The 17,935-nt window shown below is 72.5% G+C and carries 18 protein-coding genes; 12 read left to right on the forward strand and 6 right to left on the reverse strand.

Features of this window, described 5'->3' with window-relative positions; translation table 11 throughout:
* Window positions 1-107: 107 nt before the first annotated feature.
* From AB0E88_RS18570 to AB0E88_RS18585, 4 genes are all read left to right on the forward strand, one after another.
* Window positions 108-1,049 carry an ROK family protein gene (locus tag AB0E88_RS18570; protein WP_361631525.1) on the forward strand — a complete coding sequence of 314 codons (942 nt, stop codon included), beginning with the start codon at window positions 108-110 and terminating at the stop codon, window positions 1,047-1,049.
* Window positions 1,049-2,287, forward strand: a complete 1,239-nt coding sequence (gene nagA, locus AB0E88_RS18575; protein ID WP_361631527.1) for an N-acetylglucosamine-6-phosphate deacetylase — start codon at window positions 1,049-1,051, stop codon at window positions 2,285-2,287. The genes AB0E88_RS18570 and nagA overlap by 1 nt, the downstream gene beginning before the upstream one ends.
* Window positions 2,288-2,408: 121 nt before the next feature.
* Window positions 2,409-3,338, forward strand: a complete 930-nt coding sequence (locus AB0E88_RS18580; protein WP_361631529.1) for a 1-phosphofructokinase family hexose kinase — start codon at window positions 2,409-2,411, stop codon at window positions 3,336-3,338.
* Between the two features lie 198 nt (window positions 3,339-3,536).
* Window positions 3,537-3,875 (forward strand): peptidase inhibitor family I36 protein, encoded by a 339-nt coding sequence (locus AB0E88_RS18585; protein ID WP_361631531.1) that lies wholly within the window; start codon window positions 3,537-3,539, stop codon window positions 3,873-3,875.
* 93 nt (window positions 3,876-3,968) lie between these two features.
* On the opposite strand, the gene AB0E88_RS18590 is transcribed toward AB0E88_RS18585, so the two are convergent.
* Together AB0E88_RS18590 and cdgB are read right to left on the reverse strand one after the other, a co-directional pair.
* On the reverse strand, window positions 3,969-4,925 hold the full coding sequence (locus AB0E88_RS18590) for a carbohydrate-binding protein (protein WP_361631533.1): 957 nt from the start codon (window positions 4,923-4,925) through the stop codon (window positions 3,969-3,971).
* Between the two features lie 141 nt (window positions 4,926-5,066).
* The gene (cdgB, locus tag AB0E88_RS18595) at window positions 5,067-6,743 is read right to left on the reverse strand and encodes a diguanylate cyclase CdgB (RefSeq protein WP_361631535.1); all 1,677 of its coding nucleotides are present in this window, start codon (window positions 6,741-6,743) and stop codon (window positions 5,067-5,069) included.
* 438 nt (window positions 6,744-7,181) lie between these two features.
* Here cdgB and AB0E88_RS18600 point away from each other — a divergent pair, with 438 nt between their 5' ends.
* Window positions 7,182-7,673, forward strand: a complete 492-nt coding sequence (locus AB0E88_RS18600) for a flavin reductase family protein (RefSeq protein WP_361631652.1) — start codon at window positions 7,182-7,184, stop codon at window positions 7,671-7,673.
* Window positions 7,674-7,846: 173 nt separating this feature from the next.
* The gene (locus tag AB0E88_RS18605; protein WP_361631537.1) at window positions 7,847-8,305 is read left to right on the forward strand and encodes a GNAT family N-acetyltransferase; all 459 of its coding nucleotides are present in this window, start codon (window positions 7,847-7,849) and stop codon (window positions 8,303-8,305) included.
* Window positions 8,306-8,357: 52 nt separating this feature from the next.
* Here AB0E88_RS18605 and arfB read toward each other — a convergent pair whose 3' ends face one another.
* On the reverse strand, window positions 8,358-8,798 hold the full coding sequence (arfB, locus tag AB0E88_RS18610; protein WP_361631539.1) for an alternative ribosome rescue aminoacyl-tRNA hydrolase ArfB: 441 nt from the start codon (window positions 8,796-8,798) through the stop codon (window positions 8,358-8,360).
* A gap of 164 nt (window positions 8,799-8,962) precedes the next feature.
* Here arfB and AB0E88_RS18615 point away from each other — a divergent pair, with 164 nt between their 5' ends.
* Both AB0E88_RS18615 and AB0E88_RS18620 read left to right on the forward strand, forming a co-directional pair.
* Window positions 8,963-9,538, forward strand: coding sequence for a TerD family protein (locus tag AB0E88_RS18615; protein WP_031170907.1), 576 nt, complete (start codon window positions 8,963-8,965; stop codon window positions 9,536-9,538).
* A gap of 67 nt (window positions 9,539-9,605) precedes the next feature.
* A complete protein-coding gene (locus AB0E88_RS18620) occupies window positions 9,606-10,124 on the forward strand; it encodes a GNAT family N-acetyltransferase (RefSeq protein WP_361631540.1) in 519 nt (172 codons plus the stop codon).
* Between the two features lie 76 nt (window positions 10,125-10,200).
* Here the strand turns inward: AB0E88_RS18620 and AB0E88_RS18625 are convergent, their stop codons facing one another.
* Window positions 10,201-11,604, reverse strand: coding sequence for a M1 family metallopeptidase (locus AB0E88_RS18625; RefSeq protein ID WP_361631541.1), 1,404 nt, complete (start codon window positions 11,602-11,604; stop codon window positions 10,201-10,203).
* A gap of 363 nt (window positions 11,605-11,967) precedes the next feature.
* Here AB0E88_RS18625 and AB0E88_RS18630 point away from each other — a divergent pair, with 363 nt between their 5' ends.
* Together AB0E88_RS18630 and AB0E88_RS18635 are read left to right on the forward strand one after the other, a co-directional pair.
* Window positions 11,968-12,468, forward strand: coding sequence for a hypothetical protein (locus tag AB0E88_RS18630; RefSeq protein WP_361631542.1), 501 nt, complete (start codon window positions 11,968-11,970; stop codon window positions 12,466-12,468).
* A 58-nt stretch (window positions 12,469-12,526) separates the two neighbouring features.
* The gene (locus tag AB0E88_RS18635; protein ID WP_361631544.1) at window positions 12,527-12,973 is read left to right on the forward strand and encodes a hypothetical protein; all 447 of its coding nucleotides are present in this window, start codon (window positions 12,527-12,529) and stop codon (window positions 12,971-12,973) included.
* Between the two features lie 39 nt (window positions 12,974-13,012).
* Here the strand turns inward: AB0E88_RS18635 and AB0E88_RS18640 are convergent, their stop codons facing one another.
* Window positions 13,013-13,690, reverse strand: a complete 678-nt coding sequence (locus AB0E88_RS18640; RefSeq protein ID WP_361631546.1) for a pentapeptide repeat-containing protein — start codon at window positions 13,688-13,690, stop codon at window positions 13,013-13,015.
* A 220-nt stretch (window positions 13,691-13,910) separates the two neighbouring features.
* Here AB0E88_RS18640 and AB0E88_RS18645 point away from each other — a divergent pair, with 220 nt between their 5' ends.
* Together AB0E88_RS18645 and AB0E88_RS18650 are read left to right on the forward strand one after the other, a co-directional pair.
* Entirely contained in the window at window positions 13,911-14,894 is a 984-nt protein-coding gene (locus tag AB0E88_RS18645; RefSeq protein ID WP_361631548.1) for a zinc-binding dehydrogenase, read from the forward strand.
* Between the two features lie 56 nt (window positions 14,895-14,950).
* Entirely contained in the window at window positions 14,951-16,447 is a 1,497-nt protein-coding gene (locus AB0E88_RS18650) for an MFS transporter (protein WP_361631550.1), read from the forward strand.
* 88 nt (window positions 16,448-16,535) lie between these two features.
* Here AB0E88_RS18650 and AB0E88_RS18655 read toward each other — a convergent pair whose 3' ends face one another.
* A complete protein-coding gene (locus AB0E88_RS18655) occupies window positions 16,536-17,933 on the reverse strand; it encodes an FAD-binding oxidoreductase (protein ID WP_361631552.1) in 1,398 nt (465 codons plus the stop codon).
* Between the last annotated feature and the right edge of the window lie 2 nt (window positions 17,934-17,935).

Raw genomic sequence — 17,935 nt, forward strand, 5'->3', positions numbered from 1 at the left:
GTCCGACCCGCAGGAGACGTCTGAACCACTTTCCGATTAACGGATTAAGGTCTACACCATGCGAGTGGACTAGACCTCTCGCGGGTGGTGGGGCCACACTGTCCCCCGTGAGACATGTCATCGCCCTCGACGTGGGCGGCACCGGGATGAAGGCCGCCCTGGTCGGGGCGGACGGCGAACTGCTTCACCAGGCACGCCGGCCCACGGGCCGCGAACGAGGGCCCGACGCGGTCGTCGGGAACATCCTCGGCTTCGCCGCCGACCTGCGCGCCCACGGCAAGGCACACCTCGGCGAGGCCGCCGCCGCGGCCGGTGTCGTAGTCCCCGGCATCGTCGACGAACAGCACGGCATCGCCGCCTACGCCGCCAACCTCGGCTGGCGCGACCTGCCCCTGCGCGACCTGCTCGCCGAGCGGCTCGGCGCGCCCGTCGCCCTGGGCCACGACGTGCGGGCCGGCGGCCTCGCCGAGGGCCGCCTGGGCGCGGGCCGGGGCGCCGACCGCTATCTGTTCGTGCCGCTGGGCACCGGGATCGCCGGCGCGATCGGCATCGGCGGCCGGGTCGAGGCGGGCGCGCACGGCTTCGCCGGCGAGATCGGCCACATCGTCGTACGGCCCGGGGGTACCCCCTGCCCGTGCGGGCAGCGCGGCTGTCTGGAACGGTTCGCGTCCGCGTCGGCGGTCAGCCAGGCGTGGGCCGCGGCCTGCGGCGACCCGGAAGCCGACGCGGCGGACTGCGCCAAGGCCGTCGCGTCCGGCGACCCGAACGCCGTCCGTGTCTGGCAGGAGGCGGTCGACGCCCTCGCCGACGGCCTGGTCACCGCGCTCACCCTGCTGGACCCGCGCACCCTGATCATCGGTGGCGGCCTGGCCGAGGCGGGGGAAACCTTGTTCACACCACTGCGGGACGCCGTCGCGCAGCGGGTCACCTTCCAGAAACTGCCGGAGATCGTCCCGGCCGCCCTGGGCGACACGGCCGGATGCCTGGGCGCAGGCCTCCTGGCCTGGGACCTCCTCGACACCACGAACGGCAAGGAGGAAACGCCCTGATGGCAACGCCGAAGGGGGCGCGGGGCCCTATCGAACATGCGGCTGCCGCCGCGCGGGCGCGAGGAACCACGACGACCCCGCACCCCGCAACGTCCGGCACCCCCCTGGTGCTGTCCGGCGCAACGGTCGTCCTCCCCACAGGGGCCGTCCCCGGCGGCAAGGTGGTGATCGACGGCACCCGCATCGCCGCCGAAGCGCCGGCCGACGCCCGGATCATCGACGTGACCGACCACTACGTGGTCCCCGGCTTCGTCGACCTGCACAACCACGGCGGCGGCGGAGCCTCCTTCACCTCGGGCACCGTCGAGGACGTCCTCACGGGCATCCACACCCACCGCCTGCACGGCACCACCACCCTCGTCGCCTCCACCGTCACCGGCGACATGGACTTCCTCACGCACCGCGCCGGGCTGCTGAGCGAGCTCGCCGAGCAGGGCGACCTCGCCGGGATCCACTTCGAGGGGCCGTTCATCTCGCCCTGCCGCAAGGGCGCGCACTCCGAGGAACTGCTGCGCGACCCGGAGCCCGCCGAGGTGCGCAAGCTGATCGACGCGGCGCGCGGGCACGCGAAGATGGTCACCCTCGCCACCGAGCTGCCGGGCGGCGTCGACTCCGTACGGCTGCTCGCCGAGCACGGCGTGATCGCGGCGATCGGGCACACGGACGCCACCTACGAGCAGACCGTCGAGGCCATCGACGCGGGCGCGACGGTCGCCACACACCTGTTCAACGCGATGCCGCCGATCGGCCACCGCACCCCGGGACCCATCACGGCGCTGCTGGAGGACGAGCGGATCACGGTCGAGCTGATCGACGACGGAGTCCATCTGCACCCGGCGGCCCTGCAGCTGGCGTTCCATCACGCGGGCGCGGACCGGGTCGCGTTCATCACGGACGCGATGGACGCGGCCGGCTTCGGCGACGGCCGCTACATGCTCGGCCCGCTGGAGGTGGAGGTCGCCGACGGGGTGGCGCGGCTCGTGGAGGGCGGCTCGATCGCGGGCTCCACGCTCACCCTGGACCGCGCGTTCAAGCGGGCGGTGACGGTGGACCGGCTGCCCGTCGAGGACGTGGTGAGGGCGCTGTCGGCCAACCCGGCGCGACTGCTCGGACTGGACGACCGCGTCGGCTCGCTCGAGCCGGGCAAGGACGCGGACCTGGTCCTGCTCGACGAGCACTTCGACCTGAAGGGCGTGATGCGCCGCGGCACGTGGGTGGTTGGCCCCCAACTGGCCTGATCCGTCCGCTCGTACGGGGACGGTGGCCGGTCCCGGGGCTGGGCCGACCGCCGTCTCTTTGGCATGATCGACCCTCCGGAAGTCCACGGTCAGCACACGTATGCGGGGGAGGTCGGCCCAGGTGATCCTCACGGTCACGCTGAACACCGCTCTCGACATCACCTACCGCGTCCGCTCGCTGCGGCCGCACACCTCCCACCGCGTCACGGACGTCGGCGAACGGCCGGGCGGCAAGGGGGTCAACGTGGCGCGGGTCCTCGCGGCCCTCGGCCACGAGGTGACGGTCACCGGCTTCGCGGGCGGCGCCACCGGGCGCGTCGTCCGCGACCTGCTGACGGACACGGCCGGGGTCCGCGACGCGCTGGTGCCGGTCACGGGCGCCACGCGCCGCACGATCGCCGTCGTCGACGAGCGCAGCGGCGACACCACCCAGCTGAACGAACCGGGGCCGGTCATCGCGCCCACCGAGTGGGACGCCTTCCAGGACCGCTACGCGGAGCTGATCGCCTCCGCCTCCGCCGTGGCCCTGTGCGGCAGCCTGCCGCCGGGCGTGCCGGTCGGCGCGTACGCGGGCCTGATCCGTACGGCGCGCGCGGCGGGCGTACCCGTACTGCTGGACACCAGCGGCGAACCGCTGCGCCGGGGGGTCGCCGCCCGCCCGGACATCGTCAAGCCCAACGCCGACGAGCTGGCGGAACTGACGGGCTCCCACGAGCCGGTGCGCGCGACGCAGGACGCACGGCGGCGCGGAGCACGCGCGGTGGTGGCCTCCCTGGGCCCCGCCGGCCTGCTGGCCGCGACCCCGGAGGGCCGCTGGCGGGCCACCCCGCCGGACCGCGTCCACGGCAACCCGACCGGCGCCGGCGACTCGGCGGTCGCCGGCCTTCTCTCGGGCCTGGTGGAAGACCTCCCCTGGCCGGACCGCCTCACCCGAGCGGTGGCCCTCTCCGCCGCAACAGTCCTCGCCCCGACAGCGGGCGAGTACGACGTGCGAGCGTATGAGGACCTCCACGACCAGGTGAGAGTGACGGCGGAAGTCAGCGCGGCGTGAGTTCGGCGACGCCCATGCCATGACGGTCGCGGAAACGTTTCAGCCATGCCGGTCGGCCGTGCGCCCGGCTCTGGCTCGCCGCTTGGGCCGCTCTGGCACCTGTCACAGGAGGCGTGATTGTGGCCTATTCGGGACTGGCCTCCCAGTTCGGGAAACAGGAAGATCAACGAACAGACGTTCGACACGAAAGGTGTACCTGTGCGAAAGCGCTCACTGCTGCTGGCCGGCGCGGCCCTGACCGCCACCCTTCCGTTCGCCTCCATGCAGCCCGCTTCCGCTGCGACGGTGTGTGCCCAGGGGAAGCTGTGCACCTGGGTGAAGGCGAACTTCTCGGGGAACCGCGAAGACCGCACAACCCCGGAACACGGCTGCTTCCCGCCTCAGGTCCGAAGCAGGAGTATCCGCACGGTTTCGAACCAGTCAGGCAAGACCATCACCGTCTACAGCGACACCAGTTGTTACGGAAGCAAGGTGGTCATCAAGACCGGGCAGTACTCCAGCTCCCTGCCCTTCGCGGCCAAGAGCATTTCCTGGTAGGGACCCTCACCCGGCACCTCAGACCATCGTCATCCCTGTAATCGGGCCGTGAACGCCACCTCTGGTGCTGCCAGGTGACGTTCACGCTCGCCCCTAGTTCTTGACCTGGCCCTTCTTCAGCCAGAACTGGTCCAGGAGGACGTTGCACTTGTCGCCGGCCTCGCAGGACAGGGTGATGGTGTTGGTGCCCTTGGTGAGCGTCGGCCAGGCGAAGGTCTTCGTCCAGCCCTTGGTGAAGTCGCCGTCCGCGGCGTGGGCGAAGTTGTCCAGGTTCAGCTTGTTGCCGAACGGCTTGCCGTTGACCGTCAGGGTCATCGACTGGGCCTCACCGGCCGTGCTGTAGCGGGTGAACAGCGTGTAAGCCCCGTCCTCCGGGATGCCGTTGACCGTCCAGGTCACCGAGGAGCCGACATGGTTGAGGTTGGCGACGTAGATGCCGCCGTCGGACTGGGCACCCTGCACGTCCGAGGCGAGGGTCGCCGTACCGCCCAGGCGGAGCGCCTTCGCGTCGATCGTCGGGAGCTTCACCTCCGCGTCGCCGCTCTCGCTCGACGACGGGCTCGGCGTGCTGCTCTGCTGGGACTGGGTGGGGGCGGTGCCGGACTGGTCCTTCTTCTTGTCGTCCGAGTTGCCGTTCATCATCACCACGCCGATGCCGACCACCACCGCCGCGACGACGGCGATCGCGCCGATCAGCAGGCCCTTGGTGTTGGGGCCGCGGCCGCGCCCGCCGGAGCCGGACCCGCCGGCCGGGGGCTGCTGGGCGGTGGGCGCGCCACCGGGGAACGTCTCGGGGGCCGCGTAGTGCGCGGTGGTCCTGCCGTAGGCACCCTGGGCACCCTGCTGCTGCGGAACCTGGCCGTACGGCGCGGCGGCCGGCGCCTGCTGCCCGTACTGCCGTTCCCCGACGGTGCGCACCCGGCTGACGGAGTTCGGGTAGCCGTAGCCTCCCGCGGGCGGCTGGGCACCCCGGGCCTGTCCGTCGGCGTAGAGGTAGCCGAACGGGTCGTCGTCCTCGGGGGTGCTCGGGCCGTTGTTGCCGGGCGTCATCCCTTCGTTCTCCTCAACAGGTGGGGGGCGGATGGGGTTCTTGGTGTGGGGTGTGGCAGAGGGCGAGCCTACCCGCTCCACAAGACCCAAACGGGTGACCCGAACCGCACCGTTGTCCCCGCAACCACGCTGACCTGCGGATTACCCCGCGCGCCTGTGCTGTTTGGGACGAGATCGTTTCTCGACGTACATCCGTTCGTCCGCCGACTTGAGGACTTCGTCGGCCGTCATGCCGCAGTGCGCCCAGCCGATGCCGAAGCTGGCGCCCACCCGCACGGCCCGGCCCTCGGCGCGGATCGGCTGGATGATCTCGTTGCGCAGGCGTACGGCGAGGTCCTGCGCGTCGGCGCGGCCGAGGCCGTCGGCGAGGATCACGAACTCGTCGCCGCCGAGCCGGGCGACGGTGTCGCCGTCGCGCACGCCGTTGCTGAGCCGCCGGGCCACCTCGATGAGGACGGCGTCGCCCGCGTTGTGCCCGAACCGGTCGTTGATCGACTTGAAGCCGTCGAGGTCGCAGAAGAGCACCGCGAGCCCCTTGGCGCCGTCGTCCCGCTCACCCTCGGGGGCGACGGTGTGCACATGGTGGTCGTAGGCGTCGTAGCCGTCAGGGGCGGGCCGGAAGTCGAAACCGTGGCCGTTCGCGTCGAAGGCGGCGGGGTGCCCGTGGGCGGCCTCGGCGGTGTCGAAGGAGTCGTACGCGTCGAGCGCGGGGTGGGCGGTCTGCGGCCGCCGGCACAGGCGGGCGGCGAGCCGTGAGCGCAGCTCGGCGGAGTTGGGCAGACCGGTGAGGGAGTCGTGGGAGGCGCGGTGGGCGAGCTGGAGCTCGCGGCGCTTGCGCTCCTCTATGTCCTCGACGTGCGTGAGCAGGAAGCGGGGGCCGTCGGCGGTGTCGGCGACCACGGAGTTGCGCAGCGACACCCAGACGTAGGTGCCGTCCCGGCGGCCCAGGCGCAGCTCGGCGCGGCCGCCCTCGGCGGAGGTGCGCAGCAGCGTGCCGATGTCCTCGGGGTGGACCAGGTCGGAGAAGGAGTAGCGGCGCATCGCGGAGGCGGGCCGGCCGAGCAGCCGGCACAGCGCGTCGTTGGTCCGCAGGATGCGGCCGTGCTGGTCGCCGCCCATCTCGGCGATGGCCATGCCGGAAGGGGCGTACTCGAAGGCCTGGCGGAAGGATTCCTCGCTGGCGCGCAGGGCCTGCTGCTCACGCTCCAGGCGGACCAGGGCACGCTGCATGTTGGAGCGCAGCCGGGCGTTGGATATCGCGATCGCGGCCTGGAAGGCGTACATCTGCAGGGCCTCGCGGCCCCAGGCGCCGGGCCGGCGGCCGTTGCGCGGCCGGTCCACCGACAGCACGCCGAGCAGTTCGCCGCGCGGGCCGCCCTGCGCGCCGGGCGCGTACATGGGGGCGAAGAGGCGGTCGGAGGGGTGCCACTCGTCCTCGAAGCGGGGCGCGGGTCCGTCGGTGTACCACTGCGGGACGTCGTCGTCGTCGAGGACCCAGCCCTCGGTGTGCGGTATGAACACCAGGTCGCCCCACTGCTCACCCATGGCCAGGCGGCGGTCCCAGGACGGGCGGGAGCCGACGCGGCCGGTGATCAGGGCCTCGGCGGCGGGGTTGCCGGCGAACGCTGCGACGACGAGATCGCCGTCGGGGCGGACGAGGTTGACGCACGCCAGCTCGTAACCGAGGGCGGTCACCACGCCGTCGGCGACCGTCTGCAGGGTGTCCGCCAGGCTGCGGGCGGTGTTCATGTCCGCCATGACCTGGTGCAGCTGCCGCAGGGACGCAAGACGGACGTAGGGTTCCGACTCGGTCTCCATGCTCGCCCTCCCCCCGAGACTTCGCAGCGAATCAAGGGTTGTCGTCGGCGTATCGTCGTCTGAGCCTGGTGGCGTCTCGTACTGCGTCTTTCGCCACTGAATCACAGCGCGCTGCTCACTCGGTACACAGGGTCAACATTTCCCAGCCCTTGTGACTCAAGTCACAGCAAAACGTGAACAATAAAGTGGAGTTTCTGCGTTTTTCCTGTGCGTTAACCGAACGGACACTTTGCGAGTATGCGGCATCGGCGGCTGTTCCGGGCCGGAGTCAGGCGGAAGACCTAGGTCCGCGCCCGGTCCGAGGTCCGATGCGGGGCCCTTGGAGCGGAGACTAGCGTTTCCGGCGTGCTGAAGACTTCCCCTGCCGTGCCCCCACCCTTCACACCCGCCCCCGCCGGGCATGCTGAGGGGGTGACCCACGACGAGTTCCGCGCCGCCATGTCCCGGCTCGCCGCGGGCGTGGTCCTGGTGACCGCGCAGGAGCCGCCGCTCGATCCGGACGACCCGACCGCGCCCACCGGCGAGGACGTGGGCATGACCGCCACCGCGTTCATGTCGGTCTCCCTCGACCCGCCCCTGGTGCTCGTCAGCCTGCGGGAGGGCTCGCGCATGGACGACCTGCTCGCCGAGCAGCCGCTGTGGGGCGTCTCGGTCCTCGCCGAGAGCCAGCGCCACATCGCCGGCCGCTTCGCGATGAAGGGCCGCATCAGCGACCGCCTGCTCTTCGAGGACATCCCGTACGTGCGCGGCGAGGTCACCGGCTCGCCCCTGGTGGGCGGCGCGCTGGCCACCCTGGAGTGCCGCACCGAGCAGCGCGTCGCGGCCGGCGACCACACCCTGGTGATCGGCCGCGTCCTGACGGCCCGCGTACCGAGCGCGGACGGCGGCCCCCTGATGTACTTCAAGGGGCGGTACCGGCAGCTGGGGTGACACGCGAAGGCCGTACGGGCAGCCGGGGTGACGCTCGAAGGCCCTACCGGCAGCCGGAGCGACGGCCGAAGCCGTACGGACGGCCCGGGGCGACACCGGAAGCCGTACGGACGGCCGGGCCGACGCCCGAAAAGCCCTCGCCCGGGGCCGTGCGGCGTCCTTAGGGTGCGGCGATGACCCATCTCGAGGAGATCACCCCGCATACCTTCGACGCCGCCGTGGGCATCCGGGTCCGCCCCGACCAGGAACACGCGGTCTCACCGGTCGTGCAGTCCCTCGCCGAGGCGTACGTCCACCCCGAGGGCGTGGCGTGGCCCCGCCTGATCGTCGACGGTGAGCGGCCGGTCGGCTTCCTGATGGCCTTCCTCGGCATCGACTGGCACGGCGACGGCAGCGAGCACCGCTCGGGCCTGTGGCGCCTCAACATCGCGGCCGACGCCCAGGGCCGCGGCTACGGCCGCTTCGCGGTCCGCGCGGTGGCGGAGGAACTGCGCCGGCGGGGCACCGAGGAGATGTACGTCAGCTGGCACCCCGGCCCCGACGGCCCGGAGGCCTTCTACCTGGGCCTGGGCTTCCGCACGACCGGCGAGGTGAGCGGGGATCAGACGGTGGGGGTGCTGGAGCTCGGCTGACGCCGGACCGGACGGCGGGCGCAGGCCGCTCGCCGCCGGCCCGCGGATCCCTCTACCCCGTCCAGTCCCGGCCCGTGCGCCCCCGCTTGGTCTCCGCGCGCTGCTTCTTCTGGCGCAGCCGGCGTTCGTTGATGCCGCGCGGCACCCGCGTCGGCTTGCGCGGCTTCGGCGGCGGAGCCGTCGCCTCCGCGAGCAGCGCCGCGAGGCGCACCGCGGCGGCCTCCCGGTTGCGCCACTGCGAACGGTGCTCGGTGGCGCGCACGCTGAGCACCCCGTCGACCAGCCGCGGCCCGAGCCGCTCCAGCGCACGCCGCTTCCACACCTCGGGCAGCGCCTCGGTGCGGGCGAGGTCGAAGCGGACCTCGGCGGCGGAGTCGGACGTGTTGACGTGCTGTCCGCCGGGCCCCGACGACCGCGAGAAGCGCCACATCAGCTCGGCCTCGGGGAGCGCGACGGAACCGCGGATGAGATGGGGACCGGACATGGGGTCCATGTTCCCGGCAGGACCCGGTCCACGTCATCCCATTTCCCGTCGGGTAAAAAAGGTAAAGCGGGCTGGAACCATCCACCGGGCCGCGACGTTCGTAGGGATGACGGTAGCTTCGTCCCCAGTGCGAAGCCTCGTACACACAGCGCATCGAGGAAGGACTCCCGACCATGGCAGTAAGCCTGTCCAAGGGTGGCAACGTCTCGCTCACCAAGGAGGCTCCGGGCCTGACCGCCGTCACCGTGGGCCTGGGCTGGGACGTCCGCACCACCACCGGCACCGACTTCGACCTCGACGCGTCCGCGATCGCGGTCAACGGCCAGGGCAAGGTCTACTCCGACGCCCACTTCGTCTTCTTCAACAACAAGCAGACCCCGGACAACTCCATCGTCCACACCGGTGACAACCGCACCGGCGAGGGCGCCGGCGACGACGAGGCCATCAACGTCAACCTCGCCGCCCTCCCGGCCGACATCGACAAGATCGTCTTCCCGGTCTCCATCTACGACGCCGAGAACCGCGGCCAGAACTTCGGCCAGGTCCGCAACGCCTACATCCGCATCGTCAACCAGGCCGGCGGCGCCGAGATCGCGCGCTACGACCTGTCGGAGGACGCGGCCACCGAGACGGCCATGGTCTTCGGCGAGCTGTACCGCAACGGCGCGGAGTGGAAGTTCCGCGCCGTCGGCCAGGGTTACGCCTCGGGCCTGGTCGGCATCGCCCAGGACTTCGGCGTCAACGTCTGATCCCGCGGCCCCGCGTGACGAAGCCCCTGGCCGAGCGCCGGGGGCTTCGGCGCATTACGGTCCCGTCATGATCCTCGAACCCCTCCCCCGCACCGCCGACCACGACATCCCCGCCCCGCTGCTCACCGAACTCACCGCCCTGTACGCGTCCCAGCGCGAGTTCCAGGCCCTCAGCGGCGACTTCCCGGACCCGGACGACATCCGGCCCGAGCAGGTGGCGGCCGCGCTGGCCGACGAGTCGGCGCGCCCGGGCACGGAGGTGCTGCTGGCCCGCAGCCGGGGCCGGCTCGTCGGCGTGGTCATCACCCTCGCGCACCACCCCGACCCGGCCGACCCCGACCCGTGGATCGGGCTGCTGATGGTCGACGCGGACGTGCAGCGGCAGGGCCACGGCCGCCGCCTCGCCACGGCGGTGGAGGACCGTTTCCGCGACGCGGGACGCAGCGCCGTCCGGCTCGCCGTCCTCGCCGACAACCCCAAGGCGCTGGCCTTCTGGACCTCCCTCGGCTACGAGGCGATCGACCACCGCCCCGACCTCCAACGGGGCCGCGCCTGCACCGTGCTGCGCAAACAGCTGACGGTATGACACCCCGCGCGCCCGTACCGCTGCGCCGACGCGACCCTGACTTCGCCTCAGGGGCGGCCGCTCTCGTGAGCGTTCCTCACGGGTGGTCCGGCCGTCCGTCGCCGTACAGCCAGTCCCGCCAGATGCCGGAGAAGTCCTTGTCCGGGGCCTGCTCCTCCACGTAGGCGATGAAGTCTGCGGTGGAGGCGTTGGAGTGCCGACGGGCGGCCGCCCAGCCCTGCACAAGGTCGTAGAAGGCGTCGTCGCCGACGGTCTGCCGGATCCTGTGCACGACCATCGCCCCGCGCTGGTAGACCGGGTCCGCGGAGATCACGGCCGCGCTGCTCGGCTTGCCCGGCGGGAAGTCCCACAGGTCCTCGAACTCCTCCTCCCCGTGGTCGTACAGCTCCTCGAAGCGCTCCTGGGCGCTCTGCCCGCCGTGGTCCTCCGCGTACAGCCACTCCGCGTACGTCGCGAAGCCCTCGTTGAGCCACATGTCCCGCCAGGTCTTCGGCGTGACCGAGTCGCCGAACCACTGGTGGGCCAGCTCGTGGACGAAGGTCGGGGTGTCCGGGGCGCCGGGGAAGACGGGACGGTTCTGCGTCTCCAGCGCGTACGTCGAGTCCTCCTCCCGTTCGACGATCACTCCGGTCGAGGAGAACGGGTACGGGCCGAAGTTGAGCCGCAGCCAGTCCATCACCTCCGGCAGCTTCGCCAGGACGGCCCTGCTGTCCTGCGCGCTCACCGGGTCGACGGCGGTGTAGACCGGCAGCCGGTCCTCGCCGACGGTCCCGGTGCGCACGTCGTAGCGGCCGATGGCGAGGGTGGCGAGGTAGCTCGCCATGGGCTCGGCGGTGTGCCAGTGGAAGGTGGTGTGCCCGTCCCGGGTGCTCCGGCTCGCCGGCTCCCCGTTGGACACGGCCGTCAGACCCTTCGGCACGGTCACGGTGATGTCGTACGACGCCTTGTCGGACGGGTGGTGGTTGCCGGGGAACCAGGCCATCGAGCCGACCGGCTCGCCCAGTGCCAGCGCGCCGTCCTTCGTGTACAGCCAGCCCTCCTTCGAGCCGTCCGCGTCGACGATCGTCTCGGGGGTGCCGGAGTAGCGGACCACGACCCGCAGGGTCTTCCCTCGCGGGATCTCGTCGCGCGGGCGGACGGTCAGCTCCTGGCCGGCCCGGCTGAACAGAGCGCCGGCGCCCTGGACGGTGACGTCCTCGACGGTCAGGCCCTTGAGATCGAGGTCGAAGGCGGACAGGTCCTGCGTGGCGCGGGCGGTGATCTCGGCGCGGCCGGTGAGGCGGCGGGCGCCGGGGTCGTAGGCGAGGGTCAGGGCGTAGTGGCTGACGTCGTAGCCGCCGTTGCCGGCCTTCGGGAAGTACGGGTCGCGCAGCCCGGCGCCGCCCGGGGTGCCCTCGACACCGCCACCGCCACCGCCGGTGCAGGCGGACAGGGCGAGCGTCAGCAGGAGCGCGGGGACGACGGGCGCATGTCGGGACACGTCGGGAATCCTATGGTGGTCGGGGTGTCACCCTGACAGACCGCTGCGGCGGGCCACGGGTTCGGCGGGGCCGGGCGGCGTTCGGGCGCGGGGGGGGGTGGGGGGCGGATGGTTGGCCCCGGGGGCCGGGCGCGGGGAGCGGGGCGGTCGGGGCCGGTGGCCCGGGCGCGCGGAGGGCCGGCGGTCGGGGCCGGTGGCCCGGCGGCGCGGAGAGCCGGTGGCGCCGGCGCGGAAAGCCGGCGGCTGGGGCCGGCGGCTCGGGCGCAGGCAGGGCGGGTGGCTGGGACCGGCGGCCCGGACGCCGGCAGGGCGGGCGGTTCGGGTGGCTCCGGTTCTCGGGGGCGGGCGTGACACCATCGGCTGGTGCTCGACATCGGCTACGCCCTCTCCTCCCGTTTCCCGGACCCGCCGCAGACGGACTACCGACGCGCGGACGTCCACGCCCTGCGCCACGACCTGTTCTGCGGGGACGTGTACCTCGCCGACACCAAGTCCGACCGGGAGTTGTCCACAGCCTGGGGATGGGTTCCGGTGCTGGACTTCGCGTGGGCGCTGTGCGACATCGTCGAGCGCGTCGACCGCGACCCGGCCGGCTCCCGCGCCGCCCGGCCGCAGCGCGCGGAGCTGGACTTCACCGAGTCCACCGACCGGATGCTGTTCGAGCGCCGCTTCGGCTGGGTGGACATCACCGCGGACTGGGTGCCGGCCGAGGAGGCGCCGCTGTCCTTCTCCCACACCGAACTGCGCCGCGAGGCCCGGGACTTCCTGCACGACCTGATCGCCGATCTGTGCGACATGCACGACGACCTCGCGGAGAACCCTGCGATCTGGACCCTCCAGGCGCGGTTCCCGCGGGTGTCCTGAACCGCCCTCGCCCTTCCCCGGAGGGCTGCCCGGTGATCACTCCCTTATGGTCATGCCCATGTCCCTCCACGAACGCTCCGCGCTCACCGGACTGGCGCCCGGCGAGCAGCTTCTCGCCCATCACGTCGTCGTGCCCGTGAAGAGCGCCAAGGGCGTCAAGCTGAACGTCCACGGCCACGGCAGGCTGGGCGGACAGCTCGGCGACCACCTGACGCAGCACATCGGCGCCGCGAGCGGGGGCGCCGGCAGCGTCGCCGGGCAGCTGCCGGCGACCTCGGGTGCGCTGCTGATGCGGGTCACCGATCAGCGGGTCGGCCTGGTGCGCACCACGGACGGCGCGCCCGTGTGGGAGGTCCCCCGGGCGTGGGTGGTGCGTGTCGAGCGACGGCCCCGGTTGCAGTTGATGGCCCGGTTCCGGGTGCACTACAGCGACGGGTCGTGGCTGGCGTTCCTGACGATGCGGCGCCGGACGATCGAGTCGTTGCGCGGGTTGCTCGGCGGGTGAGCCGCGAACGCCTGCGGCGGCCGGTGCGGTCGCGGGCTCTCAGTCCTGCACTCTGAGGCCCAGGCCCGCCGCCAGCTGGGGCGCCAAATCCAGGAGTTGGGGCGTGTTGACGACCGCGCCGGCCATGGTCTCCAGGCCGTGGCTGATGTCCAGGGGGCTCGCGCCGCGCAGGTCCACGTCCGTGAGGGTCGCGCCGGTGAAGTCCGCGCCCCTGATCGCGCAGTCGGTGAACTCCACCCGCTCCAGGCGGGCGCGCGCGAAGTCCGGCTCCACCAGGACGCAGCCGGTGAAGACGACGTCCCGCAGACGGGCGCCGCGCAGGTTGAGATAGTCGATCTTGCCGCCACGGATCAGGACCCGCTCCAGGACCGCGCCGTGCAACTGGACGCCGCCCAGGCGCGGGTCGGTCAGCTCGACGTCCCGCAGGGTGGACTCCGCCAGGTCCGTGCCCACGCCCCGTACGTCCGACAGCACCGAGTCCAGGACCCGGGCGTGGTGCAGCCGTGTCCCGTCCAGCGCGCAGCCTCTGAGCGCGCAGTCCATGAAGCGGGCGCCCGCGCCGTCCTCACCGGTCAGGTCCACGGCCGCGAACTCCAGGCCGTCGTAGTCCCCGTCGGGCTCCAGCCCCTCCTTGTCGTACCGCTCGAGTTGCGGCAGCCGTACCTCCGGCCGCCGCGCCGCCTTCACGCCCGTCCCGCCACGCGTTCCCCTTGCCATGCCCCCATGCTGCACCCGGCCACTGACAATCACCCCGACCTGCGAGGACGCGAACGTGACCGGCCGGATCGCCGCGCCCGGCGTGCTGTCGGAGGTCTCCCTCCCCAGCGCGCCGACGGCCGTGTCACCGGCGCCGGGACCCCGGCGCACGCTTGACCTCAAGCGCGCTTGAGGTCGAAGAGTGGGCTGCGTCCGACCACACAGCGAACGGGGTACCTCCATGCACGCGATCCGTCTTCATGCCTTCGGTCCCGCCGAGAACCTGACCCACGAAGAGGTCGCGGACCCGGTGCCCGCGCCCGGCCAGGTCCGTGTCGCCGTGGCCGCCGCGGGGGTGCACCTCCTCGACACAGCCCTGCGCGAAGGCGTGCGGGGCCCCCTGCCCGAGCTGCCGGCCCTGCCGACCGTCCCGGGCCGCGAGGTCGCGGGCACCGTGGACGCGCTCGGCGACGGCGTGGACCGGTCCTGGCTCGGCAAGCGCGTGGTCGCCCATCTCGGTTTCGCGCCCGGCGGTTACGCGGAGCTGGCCGTCACCGACGCGGCCCGGCTGCACGAGATCCCGGACGGCCTCGACGCGGCGCAGGCGGTCGCCATGATCGGCACGGGCCGTACGGCGATGGGGATCGCCCAGTTCGCGGACGACCTCGGCCCCGGCTCCGTGGCCGTCGTCCTGGCGGCCGCCGGCGGCATCGGCACCCTCCTGGTCCAGTACGCGAGGAACGCCGGCGCCACCGTCGTGGGGCTCGCGGGCGGGCCGCACAAGACCGCCCGCGTCCAGGCGAACGGCGCCGACGCCGCCGTCGACTACACCGACGCCGCCTGGCCGGACAAGGTCCGCGCCGCCCTCGGCGGCCGGCCCGCCACCGTCGTCTTCGACGGCGTGGGCGGCGACGCGGCCCGGGAGGCGGTCGCCCTGCTGGGCCCCGGCGGCCGGCATCTGGTCTTCGGCTGGTCCGCGCAGGGCATCCGCGAGGGCGGCCCGTACCTCGTCGACGGCGTCTCCGAACAGGTCCTCGGCCCGGCGATGCTCGCCCGGACCGGCAGCCCCGACCCCCTGCGCGCCCTCGAACTGCGCGCCCTCGCCGAGGGCGCCGCGGGCCGTCTCGTCCCGGCTGTCCAGCGCTTCCCGCTCGCCGAGGCGGCCGCCGCGCACCGTGCCCTCGAGACCCGGCGTACGACCGGAAAGGTGGTTCTGGAGCCATGAAGCGGCACCACACATCCCGGGATGCGATACCTCCCGATTCGTGGTCTTCTGACCGGGTGACTGTCACCCGAACAGGCGAACCCGCGACGGGGGCCGACCCGCACCGCTGGTGGGGCCTGGTGATCATCGCGCTCGCCCAGCTGATGGTGGTCCTCGACGCCACCATCGTGAACATCGCGCTGCCCTCCGCCCAGCGCGACCTGGGCATGACCGACGCCAACCGGCAGTGGGTGATCACCGCCTACACCCTCGCCTTCGGCGGGCTGCTGCTGCTCGGCGGCCGGATCGCCGACCTCGTCGGCCGCAAACGGACCTTCGTCTTCGGCCTGGTCGGCTTCGCCGCCGCCTCCGCGCTCGGCGGCGCCGCCACCGGCGCCGGCATGCTCTTCGGCGCCCGCGCCCTGCAAGGCGTCTTCGCGGCCGTCCTCGCCCCGTCCGCGCTGTCCCTGCTGACCACGACGTTCACCGATCCCAAGGAACGCGGCAAGGCGTTCGGCATCTACGGCGCCCTCGCCGGCAGCGGCTCCGCGATCGGCTTCATCGTCGGCGGGCTGCTCACCGAGTACCTGAACTGGCGCTGGTGCCTCTACGTCAACGTGCCCATCGCCGTCGTCGCCGTCGTCGGCGCGCTCACCCTGCTGCACGACCGCCCCGGCCACGCCGATGTGCGCCTCGACGTGCCCGGCGTCGTCCTCGGCTGCGGCGGCCTGGTGGCGATCGTCTACGGCTTCAGCGAGGCCCAGCCCCGCGGCTGGACCGACCCGCTGGTCCTCGCCCTGTTCGCGGCCGGTGTCGTCCTGCTCGCCGTCTTCGTCTGGTGGCAGACGCGAGCCCGCAGCCCCCTGCTCCCGCTGCACATCATCAAGGAACGCAACCGCGCCGGCTGCTTCCTGACCATGATGCTCGCGGTGATCGGCATGTTCGGGCTGTTCCTGTTCATGACCTACTACCTCCAGGTCATCCTCGGCTACTCGCCCGTCCGCACCGGCCTGGCCTTCCTGCCGCTGACCGCCGCGATCATCGTCGGCTCCACCCAGATCTCCGCCCGCCTGCTGCCCCACGTGGCGCCGCGCATGCTGATGGTGCCCGGGATGGTCCTCGCCGCCGGCGGCATGGTGATCCTCACGCAGATGACGGTGGACTCCTCCTACACCACGGAGATCCTCCCCGCGCTGCTGCTGATGGGCCTCGGCATGGGCCTGACCTTCATGCCGGTGTTCTCCACGGCCACCGCGGGTGTCGCCCCGCAGGACTCCGGCGTCACCTCGGCGACCGTGAACACCTCCCAGCAGGTCGGCGGCTCCATCGGTACGGCGCTGCTGAACACCGTCGCCACCACCAGCAGCGCCACCTGGATCACCGCCCACCTCACGAACCCCGGCCAGCGGGCACTGGTCATCCGCGAGGGCGTGGTCCACGGCTACACGGTCGCGATCTGGTGCGCGGCCGCGGTCATGCTCCTCGCCGGGCTGGTGGCGGGCCTGATGGTCACCGTCCGCCCGCCCTCCCACGGGGCGCCCGCGCAGACACCGGTACCGGAGTCGGTCGCCTGACGGAACCCGGCCAGGACACCGGCCGGCACCAGTGCCCTGACGGAACCCCCGCCAGGACACCGGCACCGGAGCCGGTGCCCCCCTCTCGTCAGTGCCGTCCGGCCACCCGGTCCGCCAGCCGCGCCAGCCGGGAGGACTCGGCGCTGTGCGTCGTACGCTCCCGGCGATCCGCCGCCCGGTACACGGCGTACATCCCCTGCACGCCCACCCACCGGAAGGGCTCCGGCTCCCACTTGCGCACCCGGTGCCCCACCCACGGCAGCTCGGTCAGGTCGGTGCGCCCGCCCTGCCCGGAGTCCTGCTGCACCAGGTCACGCAGCGTCCGCGCGGCCAGGTTGGTGGTGGCGACGCCCGAGCCCACGTAACCGCCCGCCCAGCCCAGCCCCGTCGACCGGTCCAGGGTCACCGTGGCGCACCAGTCCCGCGGCACGCCGAGCACGCCCGACCAGGCGTGTGCGATGCCGATCCCCGCCAGCGACGGGAAGAACTGCACCAGGATCTCCCGCAGCGCCGCGATCGTCGCGTCCTGGGTCCGCCCGTCGTTGTCGGTCCGCGAGCCGAAGCGGTACGGCACCCCGCGCCCGCCCAGCGCGATCCGCCCGTCGGCGGTGCGCTGCGCGTACATGTAGGCGTGCGCCATGTCGCCCAGCGTCTCCCGGCCGTCCCAGCCGATCTGCGCCCACTGCTCCTCGCTCAGCGGCTCGGTGGCGATCATCGAGGAGTTCATCGGCAGCCAGGTCCGCCGCTGCCCCTTCAGCGACGCCGTGAACCCCTCCGTGCAGCGCAGCACATAGGGCGCCCGCACGGTCCCGTACGGCGTCACCGCGTGCTTGGGCTTGATCTCGGTCACCGGCGTCGACTCGTGAATGACCACCCCCAGCGCCTCGGCCGCCGCCGCGAGCCCCTTCAGCAGCTTCACCGGGTGCAGCCGGGCCCCGTGCGGCGTCCAGGTCGAGCCCACCGCGCCCGCCACCCGGATCCGCTCCACGGTCTCCCGCGCGCCGTACAGCTCACGGTCCTTCTCCCCGAAGGCTGCCTCTGCCGCGTGGAAGGACTTCAGCCGGGCCAGCTGGGCCGGAGTGGTGGCCACCTCCAGCACACCGCCCTTGTGCAGGTCCGCGTCGATGCCCTCCGCCTCGGCGACCGCGATCACCTCGTCGACGGTGTCGTTCATCGCCTGCTGCAACCGCACCGCCGCCTCGCGGCCGTGCAGCCTCGCATACCGGTCGCGGCCGGCGATGCCGTTGTAGAGCCAGCCCCCGTTGCGCCCGGAGGCGCCGTATCCGCAGAACTTCTGCTCGAGGACGACGACCCGCAGGAAAGGAGCGGCCTTCTTCAGGTAGTACGCCGTCCACAGACCCGTGTATCCGCCGCCGACGATCACCACGTCGGCGGAGGTGTCACCGGGCAGCGGCTCCCGCACGGGGGGAAGGCCGTCGTCCGCGTACCAGAAGGAGATGCCGCCGTTCACGACAGTGCTGCTCATGG

The sequence above is a fragment of the Streptomyces sp. NPDC028635 genome, from assembly GCF_040637635.1.
Classification (GTDB): Bacteria; Actinomycetota; Actinomycetes; order Streptomycetales; family Streptomycetaceae; genus Streptomyces.